This window comes from Methylomonas sp. Uni0009 (genome assembly GCF_054188105.3).
The window spans coordinates 737,056-760,896 of sequence record NZ_JBTAFN010000001.1; the positions used below are offsets into that span (position 1 = coordinate 737,056).

The window sequence follows — 23,841 nt, forward strand, 5'->3', positions numbered from 1 at the left end:
TGTATGCATCCGTGAACGTTGCTTTTATGGTGCAAGTCCGCGCGGAATTGGTGCAAAAACTACCGCACCATTTCAACGCAAACCGGTTCTGATCAGTTACCTGAAACAAAGCAATAGCAATGCCAAGTCGCGCGCCTAAGGCTATCAATTACTCGGCCCCAACCGACTTATCTTGCTTTAACGCGGGGAAATACCCTTTAGTTCAGAAGCTTGAATCAAACCGATGCTTTATATTGGACTACTCTAGGCAGAGCGACCGAACCCACGCGGTCAATCATGCGCGCGGCCATTCCTGATCGTAACGGCATGCTTCTTGCGGGTTTATTGGACTACGCATTCATCCAAAGTCTCGTCAGAATCGGCATCGGCGCTAAAAAACCGGCTTAGAAAATATAAATAAACGAGATCGGCTTTGATAAATTGCGCTATACCCGGTAAACCGGCAAACTAAACCTATGAAAACCTTAAGCACACCAGAAGCTTTCGCGCCGGGATACCGCCTCGATAAAGGCATCCACGACGAAATGCTGGACGAGACGGGCCGGGTTAGACCGCATTGGGCCCACCTAATGCAGGCATTGCAACAGCTCGGCCCCCGCGAAGTGGGTGAACGCCACCAGGAAGCGCTAAGGCTGCTGCGCGAAAACGGCGTCACCTACAACGTCTACGGCGACCCGGACGGTATTAACCGCCCTTGGCAACTCGACCCGATACCGCTATTGCTGTCCGGCGACGAGTGGTTCGACATTGAGGCCGGACTACTGCAACGCGCCGAACTGTTGAACCTGATTTTGGCCGACCTGTACGGCCCGCGCCAGCTCATCAAGAAAAACCTGCTGCCGCTCGAGCTGATCTACAACCACGGTGGCTTCCTGCGCGTTTGCGATCAAGTAAGCTTGCCCGGCCAACATCAGTTAGTGCTGTGCGCCGCCGACCTGGCGCGCGGCCCGGATAAAAAGATGTGGGTACTCGGCGACCGTACTCAAGCGCCATCCGGCGCCGGCTACGCATTGGAAAACCGCTTGGCCATGTCACGGGTGTTGCCCAGCTTGTTCCGCGACACTCATGTCCATCGTTTGGCGCGTTTCTTTCAATCCCTGCGCGCTGGCCTGAATGCCGTCGCCCCCGGCGACGCCGATACCCCGCGCGTGGTGGTACTGACGCCCGGCCCTTTGAACGAAACTTTCTTCGAACACGCCTATCTGGCCTCCTATCTGGGTTATCCGCTGGTACAGGGCGACGACCTGACGATTCGCGACGGCTATGTCTGGCTGAAATCGCTGGTCGGCTTGCAGCGGGTGGATGTGATCTTGCGTCGGGTGGACGACAATTACTGCGACCCGCTGGAACTGCGCGAAGACTCGCGGCTAGGCGTCCCCGGCCTGTTGGAAGTGGTCAGGCGCGGCAATGTGGCGATTGCCAACCCGCTAGGAAGCGGCATATTGGAAAATCCCGGCATCATGCCGTTCCTGCCGGGCATCGCCAAATACTTCCTGGGCCAAACCCTAAAGTTAAATTCGATCGCCACCTGGTGGTGCGGCCAAGCCCGCGAGTTAAATTACGTCCTCGCCAATCTGGAACGCCTGGTCATCAAACCGATCTACCGCAAACCCGGCGAACGTTCGGTGTTCGGCCATCAGCTGAGCCGTGCACAACTCGCTGATTGGCGCGCGCGCATCAAGGCCCGCCCGGCGCTTTACGTCGGCCAGGAATACGAGAGCTTTTCCACCGTGCCGGCGCTGGTGGCAGGCGGCTACGAACCGCGCCAAACCGTGCTGCGCTGCTTCATGGTGGCGCGGGCGGACGGTTATACGCTGATGCCTGGCGGTTTGAGTCGTAGCGCACCGCAATACGGCAATATGATGATCAGCAATCAAACCGGTGGCATCAGTAAAGATACCTGGGTGGTCGCTACCGAGCCCCAACATCCGGCCATTCCGGCCAAGCGCAGCGCCAGTTTGGCAGGCCACGGCAATGCCCTTCCCAGCCGCGCGGCAGACAATATTTTTTGGGTGGGCCGCAACGCGGAACGCGCGGAAGGCGGCGTGCGGTTGTTGCGCGCCACGATCAAGAAGCTGTTCAGCAACCCTGACCGCGATAGCCCGGACTATCAGCTCAGCCTGGAAACCCTACTGCGTTGCGTCACCAGCATGACCGGCACCTACCCCGGTTTTTTTGCCGAGGATAACGAAAGTTTGTTGCAGTCGCCGGAAGCCGAATTACTGGCAGTGGTCGCCGACGAAAGCCGGGCAGGCAGCCTGGCCAACACGGTAAATAGGATGACCCAATCCGGTTATGCGGTACGCGATTTATGGTCGTCGGATACCTGGCGGGTCATTGACGAAATCGAGGAACAGGTTTCCGAAGCGCGCCGCCTGGGCAAAATCGGTTTGTGGTCGATGCAGGAGCAAATGGATCAGCTGATCACCACGCTCTCCGCCTTCAGCGGTCTGGTGATGGAGAGCATGACGCGCGGCAACGGCTGGCTGTTTCTGGACATCGGCCGGCGCCTGGAGCGCGGCTTGCAGTTGGTATCGGTATTGAGAACCGCGTTTGCGATGCCGCAAAGCGAAGCGGCGGAAACCCGCTTGCTGGAATCCCTGCTGGACACCAGCGACAACCTGATTTGCTACCGCCAACATTATCGTAGCAACCTGGAGTTAGCCTCGTTTTTGGAACTGCTGCTGATGGACCCCAACAATCCCCGCTCACTGGCCTATCAAATCGCCCGTTTGCAGGAGCATGTCGGCAAACTGCCGCGCGAACCCAGCACCCGCCGGATTAGCGCCGAAGAGCGCTTGCTATTAGAGGCTAGTTGTCTGTTGAATATCGCCAATATCGACGACTTATTGAACGTCTCGGAATCCGGGATTCGCGAAGCGCTGGACCAACAGCTCAGCAAGATTTACGCCCTATTGGCCGCGTTGTCCGATACTTTGACCGCCAATTATTTCCGCCACGGGGACGCGCCGCAATCGCTGTCCTAAGGGAGTCACCATGCGTTATCGGGTTACCCATACCACTACCTACCGCTACCAACAACCGGTGGGATTGTCTTACAACGAAGTGCGGATGCAGCCGCGCCCCTGCCCGAATCAGCAACTGCTCAGCTCGCAACTAAAAATTACCCCCTTGCCCTGCGACTATCGGACCCGTACCGATTTTTTCGGCAATCAAGTGGCCTGGTTTTCGATTAGGGAGCCGCATCGGGAGTTTGTGGTCACCGCCAGCAGCGAAGTACAGATTTTTCCGCAACCGGTGCAGTTGGATTTCAGCCACGGCATGAGCTGGGAATTGGTGAAGGAAGCGCTCTGGAACGACAGAAGCGAACCACTACTGGAGGCACGGCAATTTGCCTTGGATTCGCCGTTCATCGCCGCCGACGCCGAGCTGGCCGCTTACGCGCAAGCCTCATTCACACCCGGCAAGGCGCTGATTGAAGCAATACACGATCTGATGCAACGCATTCACCGCGATTTTACCTTCGACCCGGAATTCACCAACCTGGCCACCCCGCTGACCACCGTACTGGAACATCGGCGCGGCGTCTGCCAGGATTTCGCCCATCTGGCCATAGGCTGCATCCGCTCGCAAGGCCTGGCGGCCCGCTACGTCAGCGGTTATATCGAAACCCTGCCGCCGCCCGGCAAGAAAAAACTGGTGGGCGCCGACGCCTCGCACGCCTGGTTCTCGGTGTATTTACCGGATCTGGGCTGGATGGACTTTGACCCTACCAACAACCAATTGCCGGGGGACAGGCACATCATCGTCGCCTGGGGTCGGGACTATAGCGATGTTACGCCATTGAAAGGGGTGATTTTCGGCGGCCAGAACCACGAATTGAAAGTGGCGGTGGAAGTGGAAAACCTGGGCGCATAACCCTAACCGGATACCGAAGAAAATCACCCGCATAAAACCACGTTTCATCCGTTAGGAATACCCGGAAATCCCCGTACTTAGCCCGTGACAAAACCTTGCATTTCGTGAGATAAACCAAGATATTGGGCTTGTCCCTTCACCTGCTTTCAATACATCAAGGTAATCTCTTGCGCCGTTTTTCGACCTTTTCCACCGCAGCACTAGCCCACCTTTTCGGCTTGGCTGTCGCCTACGCGCTGGTTGCCAAACTGGTGTTGATGTTTTTCACCGCCAATCACGTAATATCCGTCATCTGGCCGCCTGGCGGCATCGCACTGGCAGCGTTGCTGCTCGGCGGTAAAAAACTGTGGCCCGGCGTGTTCCTGGGCGCATTACTTGGCAGTTTGTGGGCAGGCAACCCGCTGGAGCAAGCCTTGCCTATCGCTTGCGGCAATACCGTGGAAGCACTTGTCGGCTGCTATCTGCTGGGCGAGATTCGCAAACTGCAACAGCCGCAAGACTACTTACGCATCCTGTTTGCCGGCGCCTTGGCTTCGGTCATTGCGGCCATAGTGGGTTCCTTAGCTCTGTTACATTTCAACGCAATAACGGCGCAGCAATGGCCGATCAGTCTAGCGCATTGGTGGATGGGCGACGTCTTGGGTATTGCGATTGTCACGCCGCTTATTTTGGTCTGGCGGCAGCCGCCAAGTTTTGACTGGAACCCGTATCAAGTTTGGCGCGCGTTGCTTTATGTCACAACGGCGTTTCTGGCGGGACAAATGATTTTCCTGGAGTGGCCGTGGCATCTTGGCCACTACGGCAAAGCATTTTATATGTTCGCTTTTCTGGTTTACGGCGCACTCTACTTTGGCTTGCATGGCACCTTGTTACTAATCAGCATGGTCATGCTGCAAAGCATATTCGGTGCAATTTTTCAGGTAGGCTTTTTTGCAGCCGACAGCAGTGAGACCGGGCTATTGCTGCAATGGTCTTTTTTGCTGGTACTGTCCAGCGTCGGCATTTCCCTGGCGCTGGCTATCGAGCGCTACCAGCGCTCAGAACAATTCAGCAAAGCCCTAGGCGATTTCAACAAACACATTCTGCGTTCAGTTCAGGAAGGCGTGATTGTTTACGATCTGCAGGGCCGTATCGAACTCTGGAACCGTTATATGGAAACCCTGACGGGATGGCCGCAAGCCGCTTGCCTGGGAAAATACCCTGTTGAAATATTTCCCTGGCTGGCGCAAACGCCAATTCCTGACGGCATTCAAAAGGCGTTGCAAGGCGAAACGGTCTATCAAACCCCGTTTACTGCAGGCGACGGCCGCTGGATCAGTTCGATGCAAATGCCCATACGCGACGACCAGGAACGGATTGTCGGCGTTATCGAACTGGTCAAAGACGAATCCTTAAACGTCGAGTTCGGCAAATCCCTGTCGGTCAGCGAATTGCGGTTTCAAAGCATCCTGGACAATACCCCCACGGTGATTTACAGCAAAGATCTGCAAGGCCAATACCTGCTGATCAACCGCCAATTTGAAAAACTGTTCGCGGTTGACAATAAGACTGTCAGAGGCAAACGGGATATCGACTTATTTCCGGGCGACGACACCGAACTCCTGTGGAAAAACGATTTAGAGGTCGCTAATAGCGGCCAGGCACAGATTTTTGAAGAAAAGATCACCCATCATGACGGTAATATTCATACGTATTTGTCGCATAAGTTTCCGCTACGTAATGGGCAAGGCGAAATCTACGCGGTGTGCGGCATTTCCACGGACATCAGCGAGCGCAAGCTATCGGAAAAATTATTGCAGGAAAGCGAATTGCGCTGGAAATTTGCGCTGGAAAGTGGCGGTGATGGCGTCTGGGATTGGGATTTGACCAACGGTAAAGTGTTTCTGTCGCCACGCTGCATGGAGATTCTGAATTTCAGCGAACAAGACCGAGACAACGATTACCGTAATTGGGAAGCCACGATACACCCGGAAGACAGCGCCCGGATGATGGCCGACTTGCAAACGCATCTGGAAAATCGCAGCTCACGCTTCAGCAACGAACACCGCGTAAAGCACGGCGACAACCAATGGCGCTGGATTTTAACGCGCGGTCTGGTGATCAGCCGCGATGCCCAGGGCAAGGCTTTGCGCATGATCGGCACCCAAACCGACATTACCGAACGCAAACAGCTGCAATGGCTGCAATTGTCCAAGATTGTCGATGGTTCGCCGGAAGCCACGTTTTTAGTTGGCGAAAACGGCCTCATCAAACTCGCCAACCCGCCCGCCGCGAAAGCATTTATCTACACGCTGGATGAGTTGATAGGTCTGAGTGTCGAAGCGCTGGTACCGGAACGGGCCCGCGCCAAACACCCGGAACAGCGCGCGCGATTTTTACAAGAGAATAAAGCCCGGCCTATGAGCGCCAGCCGCTCCCTAACCGCAATACGCGGCGACGGCACGGAATTTCCGGTCGAAATCAGTTTGACACCTATCGATATAGACAACCGGCGTTACATACTCGTATCCGTTTTGGACATCAGTGAACGGAAGCGGCTAGAACATGAAATGCAGTTGATGGCGATGATTTACCAAGCCATCGGCGAAGCGGTGATGGTCGCGGACACCGACAACCGCATCATCGCGATTAACGAAGCGTTTACCCGCCTGACCGGCTATACCGCGGAAGACGCGATAGGGAAGTCCACAGACATTCTGAAATCGGGCCGCCACGATCCGGATTTTTATCAGACCATGTGGCACTCGCTGTTACAAACCGGCCACTGGCAAGGCGAAATTTGGAATAAACGCAAAAACGGCGATATTTACCAAGAATGGCTAGTGATCAACACCATCTACGGCGAACACGGCGAAGTAGAGCGCCGGGTGGCGATGTTCTCGGAAATTACCGAGCAAAAACATGTCGAACAAACCATCTGGCGCCAAGCCAATTTCGACCCGCTTACCGATTTGGCCAACCGGCGCATGTTCCAGGATCGATTGAACCAGGAAATCAAAAAAGCCCAGCGCGACAAAAACAGTCTGGCGGTCATGCTGCTGGATCTGGACCGTTTCAAGGAAATTAACGACACCCTGGGCCACGGCATGGGCGACATTTTGCTGCAGGAAACGGCGCGGCGCATACTGGCTTGCGTGCGCAATGTGGATACGGTGGCTCGGCTCGGTGGCGACGAGTTCACCATCATCCTGGGCGAGTTGGACTCGGAAACCAATATAGACCGGGTCGCGCAAGCCATCCTGCACCAGCTTGCCGAACCATTTCGCTTGGGCGATGAATTAGCCTACATTTCGGTCAGCATCGGCATCACCTTCTATCCGCAAGACGCACAGGAAGCCGAACAATTAATCAAAAACGCCGATCAGGCCATGTATTCCGCCAAGCAACAAGGCCGCAACCGCTACAATTTCTTCACCAGCGAGATGGAGCAAACCGCGCAAAACCGGATGCGCCTGACCAGCGACCTGCGCCAAGCGCTGACCAATCAAGAGTTTTGCCTGTTCTATCAACCTATAATCGAACTGAGCAGCCGCAAAATGCATAAAGCCGAAGCCCTGATCCGCTGGCAACATCCCACGCGCGGCATGATCAGCCCGGCGGAATTTATTCCGTTGGCGGAAGAGACCGGCCTGATAGTGGAGATTGGCGACTGGGTATTTCGGATGGCGGCAAAACAGGTTGCCGAATGGCGTGCCCAATTTCTCCCAGATTTGCAACTGGGTATTAACAAGTCGCCGGTGCAATTTACCCGCAGCAATCTGGGCGACAGCAAATGGATAGACTATTTGCATGAGCTGGGCTTATCCGGCCAATGTGTCGTCATCGAAATTACTGAAAGCCTATTGCTGGATGTCGACAATATTGTCCGCGACCATTTATTTGCTTACCGAGATGCCGGCATCCAGGTGGCTATTGACGATTTCGGCACCGGCTATTCGTCACTGTCTTATCTAAAAAAATTCGACATCGATTATCTGAAGATAGACCAGAGTTTCGTACGCAATCTGGAAGCCGATTCCAGCGACCTGGCGCTGTGCGAAGCGATTATTGTGATGGCGCATAAACTGGGCTTGAAAGTGATAGCCGAAGGCATCGAAACCGCGCAGCAACTGGAATTGCTGACTGCCGCCGGCTGTGACTACGGCCAAGGCTATCTGTTTTCCAAACCACTGCCTGCTGCTGAGTTTGTGCGGCTGTTCGATACGAAAAATCAGCAGCCGGCGTCCGCCTCAAGGGCAACAAAACCAGCCGGACGCGGCGATTCCAGTATTTCTAAATTGTTCGGTTCGGACAAATAAACGGCAGGCGGCGATGCGCACACGTTTTTAGAATGAACGCTTTCGGCAATCTGCAGCCGAAAGCCTCATACTTTTATCAGAATACCTATTTGAAACGGAGCTTTTATGTTGATCCACAAACTGTCTTTTCCGATTATTTTACTGAGCGCCGCTGCGCTAATTCAGCAACCGGCATGCGCTCAAGACGCCCCCAGCCCACAGCAAGCGCTACAGAACTTCGGCATCAGCGCCGCGCAAATCCCGCCATTGGAACGCGGCGAAATCGTCGGTTACGACGTCAGCGAAACCAGCCAAAAAGAACTCGCTATTGGCGTAGCGATGATCATACCGGTAGGCTTGCCACAACTGGCCGATTACATCAAAAAGGGCAAACTCAATGCCGGCGAGAGCGACATCGTCGCCACCGGTATGCTGGGCGATAACGCCAGCGTCGATAGTTTTAAGAAGTTTGCGTTTACCGAAAAGCAACTGGACGAAGCCAAGGCCTTTCTGGAAGCGGAGCCGGGCGACGAATTCAACCTCTCCAAAGCCGAACTGGACAGCTTGAAAAGCCTGCAAGCCGGGCTGGAAGATGCCGACAACAAAACCTTGCTGAAAACCGCCAATCAAAAATACCGCGAATTTTTACTGCAACGCCTGCAAGCCTATAAAAAAAGCGGCTTGGCCGGCATTGCACCCTATAGCCGCGATGGCGGCACAGCCGACCCGGCCGCGGAACTGCGCAACGATGCCGTGAACAGCAAAGCCTGGGCGCGTTACTTTCCGGAATTGCAACAAGCCTGGTTAAACTATCCTGCCGCATTGCCGGCCAATACCAGCGAACAGTTTTTATGGTTGAATCGGCGCGTGGAAGACCGCCCCACCGCCATACTTAATCATCGCGTCATCGCCATCAGCGAAGGCGGCGGCCTTATCGTTTCCCGGCAATTTTACGTCGGCCACTCCTACAACTCCAGCCACGTGGTCGCCGGCGGCCTACCTTATAAAGACGGCACGCTGGTGTTTTACTCAATCCGCAGCTCCACCGATCAAGTTGCGGGCATGGGCAGTAGCCTGAAGCACTCGATAGGCCGCGAACAGATGAAAAAAGAAATGATCAAGCGCCTGCAACGGCTGAATAAAGACATGAAACTCAAACCTGCGGCAGTGGCCAGCGAAGAGTAATGTCGATAACCACATGCAACGGCGTGTAGCGCAAGCCCAATCAGATACTAGTATTAAGCTTGATTGTCTTGCGGATTGCCCCCATCCTGGTAAATATCCCTATAACCTTATTCCCCAAAGCTACTGAATCTTAGATGAATATAAAACACAAAGCCCACCCCTGGCATGGTATCTCGCCCGGCGACAACACCCCGGACATCGTGACCGCCTTCATAGAAATCGTACCGTCCGACACGGTGAAATACGAAATCGACAAAGACAGCGGCTATTTGAAAATCGACCGGCCGCAAAAATTCTCCAACATGATCCCCACCCTTTACGGCTTTATTCCGCGCAGTTATTGCGCAGAAAAAATCGCCGAATACGCTGCCGCGCGATCCGGCAAACCGGTCAGCAAGGGCGACGGCGACCCATTGGATATTTGTGTATTAAGCGAACGCAGCGTCACCCACGGCGACATCCTGTTACAAGCCATTCCCATCGGCGGCTTCCGTTTACTGGACGGTGGCGAGGCCGACGACAAGATCATCGCAGTGATGAAAGGCGACGAATTCTACCGGCAATGGCGCGACGTCTCCGACTGCCCGGAGTCGTATATCAACCGTTTGAAGCACTACTTCCTGACTTACAAACACCTACCCAGCGAAAAAAGTGTCTGCGAAATTACCCACGTCTACGGCCGCGAAGAAGCACATGAAGTCATCAAACGTGCAATCGCGGATTATCAATACCATTTTGGCTGCCAGGACGACGAGTAGGTTTGTTTGGGAATGGATGCGCTGAGCTACAATCGGCGTATCCTTAGTTCCGGCGAACAAGGTGAAAAATAAGGCTGCTCGGCGTAAGCTAAGGCTTTAGCAATCCGGAATTAAATCCATGCATGCCGAGAAAATCATTTTAGAAACCGATCAACAAGGCAACTTGCTGCAAATACCAAAATTGCCGCCCAATGCTCAATTGGAGGCCATCTTCCTGGTATTGAATCAGTTGCCACCACCACCCAAAAGACGCAAACCTTCTACGCTTATAGCCGAGAAAGGCAAAATCGTTGGCGATATCATTTCATCCGCCGTACCTGAGAGTGAATGGGACGCTCTAAATTGATTCTGCTGGATACGCATATTTGGGTACGCTGGCTCGTTGGCAACGATCCGCTACCGGAACGCATCATCGAAATGATTGAAACCAACGATGCTATAGCTGTTTCGGCCATTTCTGTTTGGGAAGTCGTCTTATTGCAAAAACGCCAACGTATTGAATTGCCGGTTCCGCTCGATCAATGGCTCGACGCAGCTTTACTTGGCTCGGATGTCCAGGTGTTGCCGATTACCCTCTAAATCGCCCACTTGGCAGGTAACCTCCCCGAACATCACAAAGATCCGGCTGACCGGCTCATCATTGCCACCAGCATTGTCAATCAAAGTAAATTGATCAGCTTTGACTCGGTATTTCCGTCTTATACCGAATTAAATAATTTGCTGATAACCGCTGATTACTAAATCAACTTGGTTTACATGGCGTCATCGTGCAAACAGTCAATATACGTAAAGCAAAAACTCACTTATCTCGGTTGGTCGAACAAGCCGCGAAAGGCGAACCGTTCCTGATTGCCAAGGCAGGCAAACCACTAGTGCCGCCACAATATTCGACACGTTGGCCTCATTACCCTCCGACTTTATGAATGATGGCCGTGAAGATACCGTGCCCCAGGAACGCAAGCCCCTGTAATGAAACATTGCTATTTGCCCTATGCCAATAGCTGTATTTACATTGCTGCAAACATCACTAATCAAGCGTCCCTTCAACGCCGACAATTCAGCATATGTAGACTCAGGAAAACCCCTATGAAACATCTATCAATGACGATTATTTTGTTGTCCACCCTTGCAGGCTGCACAACAAGCTCTCCATATACCCAGCCCTTAGCCGTAGCCGACTCAGCGCCAAAATCTATATCAACCGCCTCTCTCTACCCGCGGGCCGCCACCGAAAAAATCGGTCCCGTGAATGTCTACCTGATTCCGCTAAACGATTTCTCGGAAGATGTTGCGGCGCAAATGGGCAGGGATTTGAGTAAGGAATTCGGGCTGAGGGTCAAGGGCACTGTAGCAATGGGCACGCAAGGCCTGGTGCCGATGCTTGGCAGTCAACAATTCGCAGCGGAAGACTTCTTCGAGCAAGCGAAAACCGTGATACAGCGTTTGCCTGAAGCGGACAGCAACACCTATTTCATATTTCTGACCAACCGCGACATCAACAGCCGGGCCAGAAATTTTCGATTCCAGTTTTCTTATCACGACAAAGCCTGCCGCTGCTCGGTGATTTCCGCAGCGCGTATGCACCCGGAGCCGCAAAATTCGCCAGGCAGCCACCAACAGCTTGAATCGCGCTTCATCAAAATGACCAAACGCGCCATCGGCCAGATGGTTTTGGGGTGGGAGCGCTCCAGCGATATCAACGATCTGATGTATTCGCCGATTATGAGCTTGGACGACATCGATCACTTGGGCAATCGGCATCCGGCCATACCCAAGAAGTAACCGTATCGGAAGTTAATCTTAGAGGCCGCCCCTTTCCACGAGCGGCTTAATCGGGGTATTCTGCCGCCTTCGCGCTGGTATCTATCAGCTCACAATCATTGCCACATTAAACCCAACCCTTTAAACATGTTTTCCGCAATATCACGTAATGCCTGTGTTATCGGCTTTTTATCGTTATTGACGCTGCTCAGCCCCGCCGCCTTCGCTCACGGCGTCGACACCAACACAGAACGGTTTTTGCTGGCCAACCAAGGCGTCGCCATCGGCCCGTTTTTGTATATCGGCGCCAAACATATGGTCACCGGCTACGATCATTTGTTGTTTTTGGTGGGGGTGATTTTCTTTTTATTCCGCACTCGCGACGTGCTGGTCTATGTCAGCCTGTTTACCTTGGGACATAGCTTGACGCTGCTGTTCGGCGTGTTAAGCAACATCTCGGTCAATCCGTTTCTGATCGACGCCATTATCGGCCTGTCGATTGTGTATAAAGGCTTCGATAACCTGGGCGGTTTTCAGCGCCTATTGGGGTTTCAACCTAATACGAAATGGGCGGTGATGATTTTTGGCTTGTTTCACGGCTTTGGCCTGGCGACCAAATTACAGGATTTTTCGCTGCCCGCAGCCGGGCTCTGGAAAAACTTATTGGCGTTTAATGTGGGTGTGGAGATCGGCCAGTTTCTGGCTCTGCTGTTTATCCTGATCGCGTTGGACTTCTGGCGCCGCCACCGCAGTTATTACGCCTTTTCAGCAACCACCAACACCCTGTTAATGTCCGGAGGCTTGATTCTGTTCGGCTACCAAATCACGGGCTACATCATCCATGGATAACTCGATGCAAGACAGCAATCCGCCAGTTCAATCAATTAAATCGCTGACCATTGCCAGCCTGTCGGCAACGCTATTGGCTGGCGTTGTGCTGATTACTGCGGTGTTGCCCGCTGAATACGGCATAGATCCGACCGGGTTTGGGCAAATGACCGGTTTAACTAGCTTGGCGTCGCCAAGTGAAACAGGTAGCGCTTGCTCGGAGCCGGTGCAGACTGTGAGCGCCGCGCAACCGGCAGCGGTTTCGCAGTGGCAGGATACGGTAAAAATCGTGGTGCCGGCCGGCGAAGGACTGGAATACAAATTTCATCTCGCCAAAGGCGCAAACCTGGAATATTCGTGGTCCACTAACGGCGCGGCGCTGTATTTTGATTTTCACGGCGAGCCGCAAGGCGATAAAACCGGCTATTTCAAAAGTTACAAAGAAACGACCGATAGCCAATCCAGCGGCTCGTTAAGCGCGCCCTTTGAAGGCTCGCACGGCTGGTATTGGGAAAACAAATCCAACGCGCCGGTTACTGTGGTTTTAAATACGAAAGGGGCTTATCGGATTTTGGGCTTGATGTGATCTAAAACCATCGGCTCAAGGAAACCAAGCTGACTGACATCAAAACGGGGGATGCCAACAAACGAAAACGTTTAGTCTTCCGGCCCAAAGCACTGCTGGTAATCCTTACAAACCTCGCAGGACGGCGCCCGGCAAACGTATAAGCCTTCCGCTTCGCAGAGTTGTTTGTACAAAAACTTTTTCCATTTCATGTCTTTGCTGTTGCGCACCAGCAATTCCGGAAAGTTGTAGCCCAGCATGGCCGACAAATCGCTGCGCGACCATAAGCCCAAATCCTGCCACAAATGATCGCTACCCAAACAGGCGGCGACGATCAGCGCGATCAGCCATTCGGTTTCCGCGCCGGGATTCGCAGCAAATTGCCCCAGCAGGATTTCCAAATCCTGTTTTTCCAACATGCGGCTGTAATCCAGACTGCTACCGGAAAAGGCTTTCGGCGCCAAGGAATAGCCGGGAAAGTAGCGGTCGATAAGCTGTTCAAATTGTACTGGGCTCAAGCCCAATCTATCGGGAAGCACACCATCACCGACACACCAACTGGCGATAATTTGCGCCAACCAGACGCTATTGGGCGACTGGTCGGCACAGGCCAGCAGATCCTCGTAAATGTGTTGCCGCGACTTCATAACCGAGGGCTCTACCCTGTCATTCGATGCCATGCTAAGTGTGCAACTCATACTCGATTCTCCGGCCTTATTAACGATGACGCAGACGCTTAATATTCGACGCGAATATCTTCATCCCTAACGATCATCTGACAAGCCAGACGCCATTCCGGCGGCAGATCGTCGACGATCATTTGCTCCAACTGTTCGGTAGTGACCTTGCCTAATTGCTTCAGCAGGGCTTTTTCCTTCTCGGTCATCGTGCCACCCATGCGCTCCAGCTTTTTATCGATGCTGGTGACGCGGACCACGCAAGTGCCGCATTCGCCATCTTCGCATTCGAAATTGATGGGGATCTTGTTTTCCAGAGCCAGCTTCAAAATAGTCTGGGTGTGACTGCCGGCAACGGCGTAAACGGTTTTATCCCGGTATTCGGGACTGGTAAATGTGACTAATGCCATGTGTTACTCCTTTTGCGTTTTTTAAACTGGTTTAAGGGAAATTTCGCCGCCCAATACTTGCGCTTGGCAAGCCAGACGGTTGTGTTTGCCGGCCATGTTTTCCCGCAAAATTTTGTCTTCCAGTACGGACGGCTCGGTCAAGTTGTTCCAACCGGCAGTCACTTTCATGATGCAGGTTCCGCAATCGCCTTCCCGGCAACCGTAAGTAATGCCGGAACCTACTTTCTCGGACACCTCAATCACCCGGGTGCCGGCGGGGACGGTAACCGTCACGTTTATATCTTCAAATGTAATGGTCGCTTTGGCCATTGTAAAAACTCCATAAGGTATTAAAAGTCATCTCGGCAGCCTCTAATCTGAGGACCAACCGGTTTGGAATCGAAACGATTCCTGATTTTCACCGGCCTTACAGCCGATGAGGTCACCGATCCGTCCGTGAATCGGTTTAGCCTACGAATACCGCTGTAGACTCAATAGCAAGCGTCTGTTTAATCCGGTTTACAGGTCCGCAAAATTAATCACCCGTGATTCTCTGGCCCCGGTCAGCTCCTGGGCCAGCTCCAAGCCAAAGGCCTTGCACTCATGTATCTCGTCGTCGGTAGGAATCAGCTTGACGCGCAGGCCTTGAATCGGTACCCGCAATTTCAAGCCGCGTAAGCGGTCTTCCACCAGGCGCACGCCTTCGCCGGTCCAGCCGTAAGAACCGAACACGCCGCCGAGTTTGTTTTTCAGATTGACCACCGCGAGCGACGAGAGCAGATCCCATATCGGCTTGACCGCATCGCCGTTAATGGTCGGCGTACCCAACACCAATCCGTCGGCCTCTTCGATCAAATCGACAAACGGCGCCACCTCGCCACCCTCCAGGTCGTAAAGCGATACGCGCACATCCTCGACTTGCATCGCGCCTTGATATATCGCTTCCGCCATGCGCCGGGTATTGCCGTAAGAGCTAATGTAAAAAATCAGCAGGGTTTTTTGATTGGGCCGCAGTTCGTTATGCAAAGCAGGGCTGGATAACTGCCGATAACGCTGGATGTAATGCTGCGGGCGGTCGCGCAAAATTGGCCCGTGGGTCGGTGCAATCAATTTCAACGGCAAGGGTTCGATCAACTCCAAGGCCCTAACCACGTATTCCTTGAACGGCCGCATGATGTGGGCGTAGTAGTATTCGAAGGAAAAGCGGAAATCGCCGACTTTGTCGTTGTACAAGCGGTTATCGCAAAAATGGCAGCCAAACACGTCGCCGGAAAACAGCATCGCTTCTTCCGGCGCGTAGGTGCATTGCGTGTCCGGCCAATGCAAATACGGGGTGTGCAAAAACTCCAGGCTGCGGTCACCCAAAGAGACCTTGTCGCCGGTCAGCACTGGGGTAAAGCTCAACTCGTCCTGCTTCAGCAGGCCTTTGAGCATGGACTGAGCTTTTTGGGAAATGAACAGCTGCGCGTGCGGCGCCCGTTTCATCAACTCCGGCAAGGCGCCGGTATGATCGGGTTCCAAATGATTGAGGACGATGACTTTGATTTCCGAATAGTCTGCGACGCTTTCCAGGCGGGCGAAAAAGGCGTTGGCAAAGCCTTCCTTGACGGTATCGATCACCGCCACGCCTTCGCTGCCGCGAATCACGTAAGCGTTGTAGCTAGTGCCGTTGGCGGTCTTCAGGATGATGTCGAAAGTGCGCAAATTCGGATCCAGCGCACCGACCCAATGCACGCGCTCCGACAAGGCCACCGCCAGCGGTACGCCGTCTTCACTCTCCAATCTGACGCTGTTCATGGCTTGCAGGCCTCAGAGCGCGACTGCTTGGGACAGGTTTCCAAATCCTTTTGCGAAGCTAAGGCAGCCAAGCCCAACCAGGCATCGACCTGTTGTTGGTCGAAACCGCAGACGCGCTGTTCGTTGACCTCCATCAAAGGCCTACGGATCAACAACGGCTGCGCGACCATCAGCGCTATAGCTTCGTCTTCGCTGACAGTGTTTGGATCGACCAACCCTTGTTTGACAGCCGGTGCGCTGCGGTTAAACCAATCCGCCACCGGCATGTCGCCGAAAAACGAGCGCAACTTGCCCGGTTCCCTGCCCCACGGCTGCTGCAATAGATCGTAAACCACCAGCAAATGGCCGGCGGCACTCAGCAATTGCTTTTGCCGGGTATTGTTCAAGCAGCCCGGCTTTTCATAGAAATGCACGGTGGCCATAGCCGTTAATGGGCTTGTAGTTCCGCCATCGCCTCGGCCATTTTTTCGGGCGGGATACCGGTCAGCGAGCCGGGCGGGTTGATAGGAACACCCAGTGCGTCGAGAATCGCGCCTTCAATCGGGCAAATGCTGGCGCATTGCGTGTCTTTATAATCGCCCTCGCATTCGGTGCATTTTTTCGGGTTAATCCTGAAATGCCCGGCTTTTTCCGACATGTAGATGGCTTTGCTGGGGCACAACGGCTCGCAGGCATAACAGTTGACGCAGGATTCGATGATTTGTAAGGCCATGACGTTACCTTTGTATTCGATGGTTAATCAGTTCTAACAATCTCCCTCGCCTGATGGAGAGGGCTGGGGTGAGGAGAATTGAATAAGCAAAAGCTTTTTGATTCACCTCACCCTACCCTCTCCGACCGGAGAGGAAATATTGGGCTATGCCGTCGCTCGCTCTTCTTGCGGCGCAGCCTCGTCCAACTTGCCGGCGGCAGCCATTTCCTTGTAAACCGCCATCACGGCTTCTTCGATAGGCTCCATCGCATGCTCGCCGTTGGGTACGATGCCGGCTTTTTCCAGCAAGTCCCAAGGCTCATAGCCGATTTTGGAGCACAACACCGCTTCACAGCCGGCCAGGGAACGAATGGTTTGTTGCAACACGCTCTCGCCGTCGCCGCAGGTATCGTCGCCGCCGCAATACAAGTCTGTCTTGCGATGACTCATGAAACGCACGCCGTTCGGGGAGGCTTCGTAGATCAGGAATTCCTTAGCATGTCCGAAGTGCATATTGATCACGCCTTGACCGCTGGTGGCGATGGCCATCAACACGGGACGGGTATTCAGCTTGGGCTCGTCGGCGTGGCCGGCAGCTTTTTCCGCTTTCGCGGCGCGCTTGCTGTGCATTTCCTCGGCGATCGCTTCGTGGATCACTTTGCGTTTTTCCATTGCCGATTGGTAATCGATTTCCATCGCCTCGATTTTGTCCATGGTGAACTCGTCGCCACGATCTTCGCCCAATAGGCCAACCGCGTCGGCCCGGCATTGCCGGCAGTGGCGCATCATGTTCATGTCGCCGGAGCAAGAATCCTGCAGGTCCATCAACTCGTCCTGAGTCGGACCGCGTTGACCCATCACGCCGTAGAAGGTGCCGTGCTCGGCTTCGGCGATCAGCGGCATCACGTTGTGCAGGAAAGCGCCTTTGGCTTTGACGATTTTGCTGACTTCCGCCAAGTGCTTGTCGTTGACGCCTGGGATCATTACCGAATTGACTTTGACCAAAATGCCTCTGGCGGTCAGCATTTCCAGGCCTTTTTGTTGCTGCTCGATCAGGATCTTCGCGCCTTTCACGCCTTTGATGCGTTTGTTTTCCCAGAAAATCCACGGATAAATTTGCGCACCGATTTCCGGATCAACACAATTGATCGTGATCGTGACGTGATCGATGTTGTGCTTAGCCAGTTCCTCGACCGATTCCGGCAAAGCCAGGCCATTGGTGGAAACGCAAAGCTTGATGTCGGGCGCTTCAGCGCTCAAACGGCGGAAGGTTTCGAAGGTGCGCTCAGGGTTAGCCAGCGGGTCGCCGGGGCCGGCGATACCCAGCACGGTCATTTGCGGGATGTTGGCCGCCACCGCCATGGTTTTTTTCACGGCTTGATCAGGCGTCAGCAACTCGGACACCACACCGGGACGCGACTCGTTGGAGCAATCGTATTTGCGGTTGCAATAGTGGCATTGGATGTTACAAGCCGGCGCTACTGCCACGTGCATGCGGGCAAAATAGTGGTGCGCGTCTTCCGAGTAACAAGGATGATTTTCGACCTTGGAGCGAATCTCGTCGGACAAATGCCCGAGTTGATCATCACTTGTACCGCAAGAATGGGAGGAGCAGCCGCCTGCGCTGGCTGCTGGAGTTTCGTTTAATACTGGCAGTTCCATATTCTTCACCTCACTTGATTGGTTATGCAGTGAGAAAGCACAGGCCATGCCAGTTATGAAATCAATTTAACTTACTGATATATAAATTCTTTTTTAAGATAAACTACCAAACACCCCAATATACGGCCGCCTAATGTTTGTAACGGCACAATCCCCGCCAGCCGATTGTCAGGATTTGGACAAAGCGCCAAAGGCCTGAAAGCAGGCAATTTCAGAGACAACTCTGACGCCAGGCATCGTTCAGTACATACGCTTGCGAAATAGCCAGCCGGCGCAACTCAAACAGCACAAACCGATCAGCGCCAGCGGCCAATATTGGTCGGTTAAATCGGCGATCCCCAAGCCTTCCAGAAATACCCCGCGGATAATGATCAAAAAATAACGTAGCGGATTGACGAACGTCAGCTGCTGCACCAGTTCCGGCATGTTCTCGATGGGCGTGGCGTAGCCGGACAGGATTACACCCGGCACGATGACCAGAAATCCACCCAGCAAGCCCTGTTGTTGGGTGACCGATAGCGAGGAAATCATCAAACCGGCACCGATTACCGAAAACACGTACAACACGATGCCGATGTACAGCGCGGCCAGGCTGCCCAACAACGGCACCTGAAACCAGAAGACCACCATGAAGATACTGAACAACGCTTCGGCTACGCCGATGATCAGGCCGGGAATGGCTTTGCCGATCAGAATTTCCGCCGGAGTGAATGGTGTCACCAGCAGTTGGTCGAACGTGCCCTGTTCGCGTTCGCGCGCCACAGACAATGCGGCCACCGTCATCGTCACCACCAAGGTCAGCAAGCCGACGATACCGGGCACGATAAACCAACTGCTTTCCAGATTGGGATTAAACCAGGCTCTGACGCGCAATTCAGCCGGCGGCCCGGTTTGGTTGTGCTGGCGCGCCCAATCGCTGTTGAACTGGCTGATCACGTTACGGGCATAGCCCAAGGCAATCTGGGCCGTATTGGAATCGCGGCCGTCCAGTAATATCTGCACCGGTGCCGATTGCCGGCCACCCAGCAAATCGCGACTGAATGTTTGGCCGATATGCAACACCATCAACACCTGCTTGCTGTCCAGCGCTGCGGCGATTTGCGCCTGGCGCTCGATGCGCAACACTTCCCGAAACGCTGGCGCGCCGTTGAAGCGGGCAATCAAATCGCGGGCGGCGCTGCCGCGGTCTTCGTTGTATATCGCGATCGGCAGTTGGTTTAGATCGTAAGTAGCGGCATAGCTGAGCAAAAATAACTGCACCAGCGGCGGCACGATCAAGACAAAGCGGCTTTTTTTATCCTTCAGCAGGCTGAGGAATTCCTTGATCAATAAAGCCTGAATGCGCCACCACATACTCGTCACTCCAGGCGGCGCGGCGCCCGCCACAGGGCCAATACCAGAAACGCCGCCGCCATCAATAACAAGGCCAATGCGTTGGGCAATATGACTTCCCAAATATCGCCAGCCAGGAATACGGTCTGCAAAATCGCCACGAAATAACGAGCCGCCACCAAATGGGTAAACAGCTGCACCGCCCACGGCATGCTATCAATATTGAAAATAAATCCGGACAGGATAAAGGCCGGCAGAAAAGTCACCACAATGGCAATCTGCCCTGCGACAAACTGATTTTTGGCAGCTATGGAAATCAGCAAACCCATGCCTAGCGCCGCCAGCAAGAACAGGGTGCCGGCCAACAACAACACCCACAAAGAACCGACCAAGGGCACCTGAAACAAAAACACCGCCATGCCTATCGACAGCAACATGCCGCCCATGCCCAGCAAGTAATACGGAATCAATTTGCCGAGCAGCACTTCGCGGACGCTGACCGGCGTCGAAATCAAGGCCTCCATCGTGCCGCGCTCCCATTCGCGGGCCATCACCAAAGCGGTTAATAAGGCGCCGATCAAAGTCATAATCACCGCGATCAAGCCCGGCACCAGAAAATTACGGCTACGCAAGGCGCTGTTGTACCAAACCCGGGCGGCCAATTGCACCGGCTGCGGCGCTTCCTGTCCCTGCCAAGCGGCACGAGCGTTGAGCCAGGTTTCAAAAACGCCTTGCACATAACCGCTGGTCAGACGAGCGGTATTAGCATCGACGCCATTGACGATAACCTGAATCGGCGCCGGTTCGCTGCCGGTCAAGCGCTTATCGAAATCGGCCTGCAAATGCACGATGGCGTTGATTTTTCGAGTCAGCAAGGCCTGCTGAGCCTCACGCAGGTCGCGGAAATAATGCGCTTGAAAATAATCGGAATAATCGAAACCGGCGCTAAAACTGCGCGACGCCGGTGAAACATGCTCGACGACCAGGCCTATCGGCACGCGGCGAGCGTCCAGTGACACTCCATAACCGAACAACAACAGCAAGAACACCGGCATCGCAAACGCAATCGCCAGGCTGCTGGGATCGCGCAGCACTTGTAAAAACTCCTTACGAATCAAGCCTAGCAGGCGTTGGCTGGCGGCAGTCATCCGGACGACGCTCCTTTGAGTTCCAGCAAGCGAATGAAAGCCTCTTCCATGGTCTCGGCCGGCGCTTGCCCGACGGTTTGACTGCGGCGGCGAATCTCGGCCGGTGTGCCGGCGGCCAGGATGTCGCCCTCGCGCATGATCAACAGCCGGTCGCAATATTCGGCTTCTTCCATGAAATGCGTAGTGACCAATATCGTTACCCCTTGCGCCGCCAGGCTGTTGATGCGATTCCAAAACTCGCGGCGCGCCAGCGGATCGATGCCGGAAGTCGGTTCGTCGAGAAACAGAATCTCGGGCTCGTGCATCAGCGCGCAAGCCAGCGCCAGCCGTTGTTTGTAACCCAGCGGCAGATCGACGCTATTGGTGTCGGCAAACTCAGTGAGGTCAAACTCTTGAAGCGCCCAGGCTATACGCTCTGTTCGCCGCTTATGGCGTAAACCGTAGGCATGGCTGAAAAACTGTAGATTTTGCCTGACCGACAATTGTCCATATAGGGAAAACTTCTGTGACATATAACCAAGTCTGGCCCTGGCCTGGGCGGCTGCCGTGCGCAAATCCAGGCCGGCCACCCGCAAGCGGCCGTTGCTGGCCGGCAGCAAGCCGCATAACATTCTGAATGTCGTGGTCTTGCCGGCACCGTTGGCACCGAGCAAGCCGAAAATCTCGCCTTGCCGCACCTCGAAAGACAGTTTCTTAACCGCCTGAAAATTGCCGAACCAGCGGTCAACTTGCTCGACTTCAATCACTGCTGCGTGCTCCGTCGCCAAAAACCGCGAACCATTGCCGGGTACAAAACAGACGGTTTCCACTGGCGACTTTTCGTCGTGCCGGGCCAGCAGCAACATGATAAAAGCATCTTCCAAACGCGGCGGCACCGGCGTAATTCGCACTTGCTCGGCAGTATCGAATATCGCCGTCCAATCCGGCTGGCAATTGGCGCGCGCCACAGCCCGCACTGTGTCACCTTGTACCACCGAGTCGATTAAATCGGCATGCATCTGCAAACGTTGTTGCAGCAGGCGTTTACCCAGTACCGGACTGGACAACTGGTAACTGCAAGCCTCCGCCAGACGATGAAAGCCGGACGGTGCATCCTGATGCAGAATTTCGCCACTATCCAGCAATACCACCTGCTGGCAACGCTCGGCCTCGTCCATATAAGCGGTACTGAGTAAGACGGTGGTGCCGAACTCCGCCACCAAGGACTCGATAATTTGCCAGAGCTCACGGCGTGACAAGGGATCGACGCCGACCGACGGTTCATCCAGCAGCAATAATTTCGGCCGATTCAGCAAGGTGCAGGCCAAACCCAGTTTTTGTTTCATACCGCCGGATAGCTGACCGGCCAGACGCTGATTGAATTTTTGCAGATTGGTCATGCGCATCAACTCAGCGAAGCGCTGCTGCCTGTCCTGCAGCGATATGCCGTAAAGATCGGCGTAAAGATTGAGGTTTTCCAGCACGCTCAAGTCCTCATAAAGACCAAAACGCTGGGGCATATAGCCGATTAATTGGTGCAATTGGGCACCGGCGGCGGCCGTATCCAAACCAAAACTGCTTATGCTGCCGCTATCGGGCAACAACAAACCGGCCGCCAAGCGTAGCAAGGTGGTTTTGCCGGCACCGTCCGGACCCACCAAGGCCGTAACTTGGCCGAGCGACAGACTCAGGGAAATATCCCGCAAGGCCGGTACGACCCGGTCACCGGCGGTAAAGTGCTTGCTTACCGACCTGAAGGTCAATGGCGCCGGTGCGGCATCGGCCTCTATGGCAATCACAGCGCGGGTTCGCAGCTCGGTTGTGCCATCGGTGCTTGCTGGGTGTCTATCCTCACGGTGACCGGCATCCCCAGCCGCAATTGATCGTCCGGGTCGCAGGCGTAGATCCGTACTTGATAGACCAGGCTGGTGCGCAGCTCGGTGGTTTCCACCGTTTTAGGCGTAAATTCGGCAGTCGGCGACATGTACCCTACCCAACCTCTATAGCTTTTATCCGGAAAGCTGTCGCTGGCCAAACTAGCCGGCAGACCATAACGCAGTCGTCCCAAATCAGCTTCCGCCACATAGGTTCTCGCCCACAAAGGCTCGCGCAAGGCCAACGTCAATACCGGCTTTTGCGCGCTGGCCATGTCGCCGGGCTCCAGGATGCGGTTCTGGACCACCCCATCCTGCGGCGCATACAAGCGCGCATCGGCTAAGACTTTATCAGCCAGCTGTAAGGCGGCCTGATCGGCTTTCAGTTGTGCTTGCGCCGCTTGAATATCTTCCCGGCGTGGACCGATTTCGGTCAGCGCATATTGCTGTTTCAAGGCTTGCAGACTCTGCTGGGCCGCGTCGTATTGGGCTTGCGCCCGATCCAGGGACTCGGCGGAGCTTAGTTTGCGTTTGACCAACGCCTGAAAACGGACCAACTCTTTCTTAGCCAGTACCACCGCCGCTTCCGCCGCTTTGACATCATTGCCAGCCTTACCGATTTCCTGCGGCCGCGAACCGTGCAGCAGCTTATCCAGCTGATGTTGTTGCACATCCACTTTGGCTGCGGCCTGATCGCGGCTATATTGAAAGCGCTCCAACGCTTGCGCCGCCAACAATTGGCCGCGTTTGACCCGCTCGCCTTCCTGAACCAGGATCTGCTCGACGCGCTCCGGATCGTGAAAACTCAGTTCGACTTGGCGAATATCCATGTTGCCGTACAGGATCAAGGCATCGGTATGCCGATTTCCCTCCTTCAGATAAAAACCGCTGGCGACCAGCACAACGGCAGCTACTCCCCCAACGAGATACAGGCCTGGTTTACTAATCATCTATGAATTACCCGCCGCTGATTTAAACGTGTCGGCTCAGTATACTGAAAGCCGAGCCTGAGATGCATCTAACAACTTACCCCGCCAGT

At 54.4% G+C, this 23,841-nt stretch carries 21 protein-coding genes and 1 pseudogene; 11 read left to right on the forward strand and 11 right to left on the reverse strand.

What is annotated here, in order from left to right; all coding sequences use genetic code 11:
* The first annotated feature begins 455 nt into the window (after nucleotides 1-455).
* The 11 genes and pseudogenes from ACWAU0_RS03500 (at nucleotide 456) to ACWAU0_RS03550 (ending at nucleotide 13,274) form a co-directional block, all read left to right on the forward strand.
* Nucleotides 456-2,987, forward strand: coding sequence for a circularly permuted type 2 ATP-grasp protein (locus ACWAU0_RS03500; protein WP_458138319.1), 2,532 nt, complete (start codon nucleotides 456-458; stop codon nucleotides 2,985-2,987).
* Nucleotides 2,988-2,997: 10 nt separating this feature from the next.
* Complete coding sequence (locus ACWAU0_RS03505) at nucleotides 2,998-3,879, forward strand: transglutaminase family protein (protein WP_033156089.1); 882 nt, start codon at nucleotides 2,998-3,000, stop codon at nucleotides 3,877-3,879.
* Between the two features lie 167 nt (nucleotides 3,880-4,046).
* Complete coding sequence (locus ACWAU0_RS03510) at nucleotides 4,047-8,177, forward strand: EAL domain-containing protein (RefSeq protein ID WP_458138320.1); 4,131 nt, start codon at nucleotides 4,047-4,049, stop codon at nucleotides 8,175-8,177.
* A 105-nt stretch (nucleotides 8,178-8,282) separates the two neighbouring features.
* A complete protein-coding gene (locus tag ACWAU0_RS03515; protein ID WP_458138321.1) occupies nucleotides 8,283-9,341 on the forward strand; it encodes a transglycosylase SLT domain-containing protein in 1,059 nt (352 codons plus the stop codon).
* Between the two features lie 134 nt (nucleotides 9,342-9,475).
* Complete coding sequence (locus ACWAU0_RS03520; protein WP_033156087.1) at nucleotides 9,476-10,099, forward strand: inorganic pyrophosphatase; 624 nt, start codon at nucleotides 9,476-9,478, stop codon at nucleotides 10,097-10,099.
* 118 nt (nucleotides 10,100-10,217) lie between these two features.
* Nucleotides 10,218-10,445 carry a hypothetical protein gene (locus ACWAU0_RS03525; protein ID WP_458138322.1) on the forward strand — a complete coding sequence of 76 codons (228 nt, stop codon included), beginning with the start codon at nucleotides 10,218-10,220 and terminating at the stop codon, nucleotides 10,443-10,445.
* Nucleotides 10,427-10,840, forward strand: a pseudogene (locus ACWAU0_RS03530) (type II toxin-antitoxin system VapC family toxin). The gene ACWAU0_RS03525 and the pseudogene ACWAU0_RS03530 overlap by 19 nt, the downstream one beginning before the upstream one ends.
* Nucleotides 10,841-10,866: 26 nt before the next feature.
* Nucleotides 10,867-11,022, forward strand: a complete 156-nt coding sequence (locus ACWAU0_RS03535; RefSeq protein WP_458138323.1) for a type II toxin-antitoxin system Phd/YefM family antitoxin — start codon at nucleotides 10,867-10,869, stop codon at nucleotides 11,020-11,022.
* A 163-nt stretch (nucleotides 11,023-11,185) separates the two neighbouring features.
* Complete coding sequence (locus ACWAU0_RS03540) at nucleotides 11,186-11,881, forward strand: hypothetical protein (RefSeq protein ID WP_458138324.1); 696 nt, start codon at nucleotides 11,186-11,188, stop codon at nucleotides 11,879-11,881.
* A 126-nt stretch (nucleotides 11,882-12,007) separates the two neighbouring features.
* Nucleotides 12,008-12,709 carry a HupE/UreJ family protein gene (locus tag ACWAU0_RS03545; RefSeq protein ID WP_458138325.1) on the forward strand — a complete coding sequence of 234 codons (702 nt, stop codon included), beginning with the start codon at nucleotides 12,008-12,010 and terminating at the stop codon, nucleotides 12,707-12,709.
* Nucleotides 12,702-13,274, forward strand: coding sequence for a hypothetical protein (locus tag ACWAU0_RS03550; RefSeq protein ID WP_458138326.1), 573 nt, complete (start codon nucleotides 12,702-12,704; stop codon nucleotides 13,272-13,274). Before ACWAU0_RS03545 ends, ACWAU0_RS03550 begins: the two co-directional genes overlap by 8 nt.
* Nucleotides 13,275-13,345: 71 nt before the next feature.
* Here the strand turns inward: ACWAU0_RS03550 and ACWAU0_RS03555 are convergent, their stop codons facing one another.
* The 11 genes from ACWAU0_RS03555 to ACWAU0_RS03605 form a co-directional block, all read right to left on the reverse strand.
* Nucleotides 13,346-13,951, reverse strand: coding sequence for a nitrogen fixation protein NifQ (locus tag ACWAU0_RS03555; RefSeq protein ID WP_458138327.1), 606 nt, complete (start codon nucleotides 13,949-13,951; stop codon nucleotides 13,346-13,348).
* 38 nt (nucleotides 13,952-13,989) lie between these two features.
* The gene (locus tag ACWAU0_RS03560; RefSeq protein ID WP_445366995.1) at nucleotides 13,990-14,340 is read right to left on the reverse strand and encodes a 2Fe-2S iron-sulfur cluster-binding protein; all 351 of its coding nucleotides are present in this window, start codon (nucleotides 14,338-14,340) and stop codon (nucleotides 13,990-13,992) included.
* A 21-nt stretch (nucleotides 14,341-14,361) separates the two neighbouring features.
* Entirely contained in the window at nucleotides 14,362-14,649 is a 288-nt protein-coding gene (locus ACWAU0_RS03565) for a 2Fe-2S iron-sulfur cluster-binding protein (RefSeq protein ID WP_020484745.1), read from the reverse strand.
* Nucleotides 14,650-14,838: 189 nt separating this feature from the next.
* Nucleotides 14,839-16,116 (reverse strand): FprA family A-type flavoprotein, encoded by a 1,278-nt coding sequence (locus tag ACWAU0_RS03570; RefSeq protein WP_033156079.1) that lies wholly within the window; start codon nucleotides 16,114-16,116, stop codon nucleotides 14,839-14,841.
* The gene (locus ACWAU0_RS03575) at nucleotides 16,113-16,538 is read right to left on the reverse strand and encodes an ArsC/Spx/MgsR family protein (RefSeq protein ID WP_458138328.1); all 426 of its coding nucleotides are present in this window, start codon (nucleotides 16,536-16,538) and stop codon (nucleotides 16,113-16,115) included. The genes ACWAU0_RS03570 and ACWAU0_RS03575 overlap by 4 nt, the downstream gene beginning before the upstream one ends.
* Nucleotides 16,539-16,543: 5 nt before the next feature.
* Nucleotides 16,544-16,828, reverse strand: a complete 285-nt coding sequence (locus tag ACWAU0_RS03580; protein ID WP_020484742.1) for a 4Fe-4S dicluster domain-containing protein — start codon at nucleotides 16,826-16,828, stop codon at nucleotides 16,544-16,546.
* Between the two features lie 144 nt (nucleotides 16,829-16,972).
* Nucleotides 16,973-18,469 carry a nitrogenase cofactor biosynthesis protein NifB gene (nifB, locus tag ACWAU0_RS03585; RefSeq protein WP_445366997.1) on the reverse strand — a complete coding sequence of 499 codons (1,497 nt, stop codon included), beginning with the start codon at nucleotides 18,467-18,469 and terminating at the stop codon, nucleotides 16,973-16,975.
* Nucleotides 18,470-18,709: 240 nt separating this feature from the next.
* Nucleotides 18,710-19,822, reverse strand: a complete 1,113-nt coding sequence (locus tag ACWAU0_RS03590) for an ABC transporter permease (protein ID WP_458138329.1) — start codon at nucleotides 19,820-19,822, stop codon at nucleotides 18,710-18,712.
* Between the two features lie 5 nt (nucleotides 19,823-19,827).
* Nucleotides 19,828-20,949, reverse strand: coding sequence for an ABC transporter permease (locus ACWAU0_RS03595; protein WP_458138330.1), 1,122 nt, complete (start codon nucleotides 20,947-20,949; stop codon nucleotides 19,828-19,830).
* Entirely contained in the window at nucleotides 20,946-22,727 is a 1,782-nt protein-coding gene (locus ACWAU0_RS03600; RefSeq protein ID WP_201799015.1) for an ATP-binding cassette domain-containing protein, read from the reverse strand. The genes ACWAU0_RS03595 and ACWAU0_RS03600 overlap by 4 nt, the downstream gene beginning before the upstream one ends.
* Nucleotides 22,724-23,752, reverse strand: coding sequence for an HlyD family secretion protein (locus ACWAU0_RS03605; RefSeq protein ID WP_051669824.1), 1,029 nt, complete (start codon nucleotides 23,750-23,752; stop codon nucleotides 22,724-22,726). The genes ACWAU0_RS03600 and ACWAU0_RS03605 overlap by 4 nt, the downstream gene beginning before the upstream one ends.
* Nucleotides 23,753-23,841: the final 89 nt, after the last annotated feature.

What these genes read in the sequence shown, in the direction of transcription:
- ACWAU0_RS03500 (WP_458138319.1), top strand. Translation starts at nt 456, where the DNA reads ATGAAAACCTTAAGCACACCAGAAGCTTTCGCGCCGGGATACCGCCTC.
- ACWAU0_RS03505 (WP_033156089.1), top strand. Translation starts at nt 2,998, where the DNA reads ATGCGTTATCGGGTTACCCATACCACTACCTACCGCTACCAACAACCG.
- ACWAU0_RS03515 (WP_458138321.1), top strand. Translation starts at nt 8,283, where the DNA reads ATGTTGATCCACAAACTGTCTTTTCCGATTATTTTACTGAGCGCCGCT.
- ACWAU0_RS03520 (WP_033156087.1), top strand. Translation starts at nt 9,476, where the DNA reads ATGAATATAAAACACAAAGCCCACCCCTGGCATGGTATCTCGCCCGGC.
- ACWAU0_RS03525 (WP_458138322.1), top strand. Translation starts at nt 10,218, where the DNA reads ATGCATGCCGAGAAAATCATTTTAGAAACCGATCAACAAGGCAACTTG.
- ACWAU0_RS03540 (WP_458138324.1), top strand. Translation starts at nt 11,186, where the DNA reads ATGAAACATCTATCAATGACGATTATTTTGTTGTCCACCCTTGCAGGC.
- ACWAU0_RS03545 (WP_458138325.1), top strand. Translation starts at nt 12,008, where the DNA reads ATGTTTTCCGCAATATCACGTAATGCCTGTGTTATCGGCTTTTTATCG.
- ACWAU0_RS03550 (WP_458138326.1), top strand. Translation starts at nt 12,702, where the DNA reads ATGGATAACTCGATGCAAGACAGCAATCCGCCAGTTCAATCAATTAAA.
- ACWAU0_RS03555 (WP_458138327.1), bottom strand. Translation starts at nt 13,951, where the DNA reads ATGAGTTGCACACTTAGCATGGCATCGAATGACAGGGTAGAGCCCTCG.
- ACWAU0_RS03560 (WP_445366995.1), bottom strand. Translation starts at nt 14,340, where the DNA reads ATGGCATTAGTCACATTTACCAGTCCCGAATACCGGGATAAAACCGTT.
- ACWAU0_RS03565 (WP_020484745.1), bottom strand. Translation starts at nt 14,649, where the DNA reads ATGGCCAAAGCGACCATTACATTTGAAGATATAAACGTGACGGTTACC.
- ACWAU0_RS03570 (WP_033156079.1), bottom strand. Translation starts at nt 16,116, where the DNA reads ATGAACAGCGTCAGATTGGAGAGTGAAGACGGCGTACCGCTGGCGGTG.
- ACWAU0_RS03575 (WP_458138328.1), bottom strand. Translation starts at nt 16,538, where the DNA reads ATGGCCACCGTGCATTTCTATGAAAAGCCGGGCTGCTTGAACAATACC.
- ACWAU0_RS03580 (WP_020484742.1), bottom strand. Translation starts at nt 16,828, where the DNA reads ATGGCCTTACAAATCATCGAATCCTGCGTCAACTGTTATGCCTGCGAG.
- nifB (WP_445366997.1), bottom strand. Translation starts at nt 18,469, where the DNA reads ATGGAACTGCCAGTATTAAACGAAACTCCAGCAGCCAGCGCAGGCGGC.
- ACWAU0_RS03590 (WP_458138329.1), bottom strand. Translation starts at nt 19,822, where the DNA reads ATGTGGTGGCGCATTCAGGCTTTATTGATCAAGGAATTCCTCAGCCTG.
- ACWAU0_RS03595 (WP_458138330.1), bottom strand. Translation starts at nt 20,949, where the DNA reads ATGACTGCCGCCAGCCAACGCCTGCTAGGCTTGATTCGTAAGGAGTTT.
- ACWAU0_RS03605 (WP_051669824.1), bottom strand. Translation starts at nt 23,752, where the DNA reads ATGATTAGTAAACCAGGCCTGTATCTCGTTGGGGGAGTAGCTGCCGTT.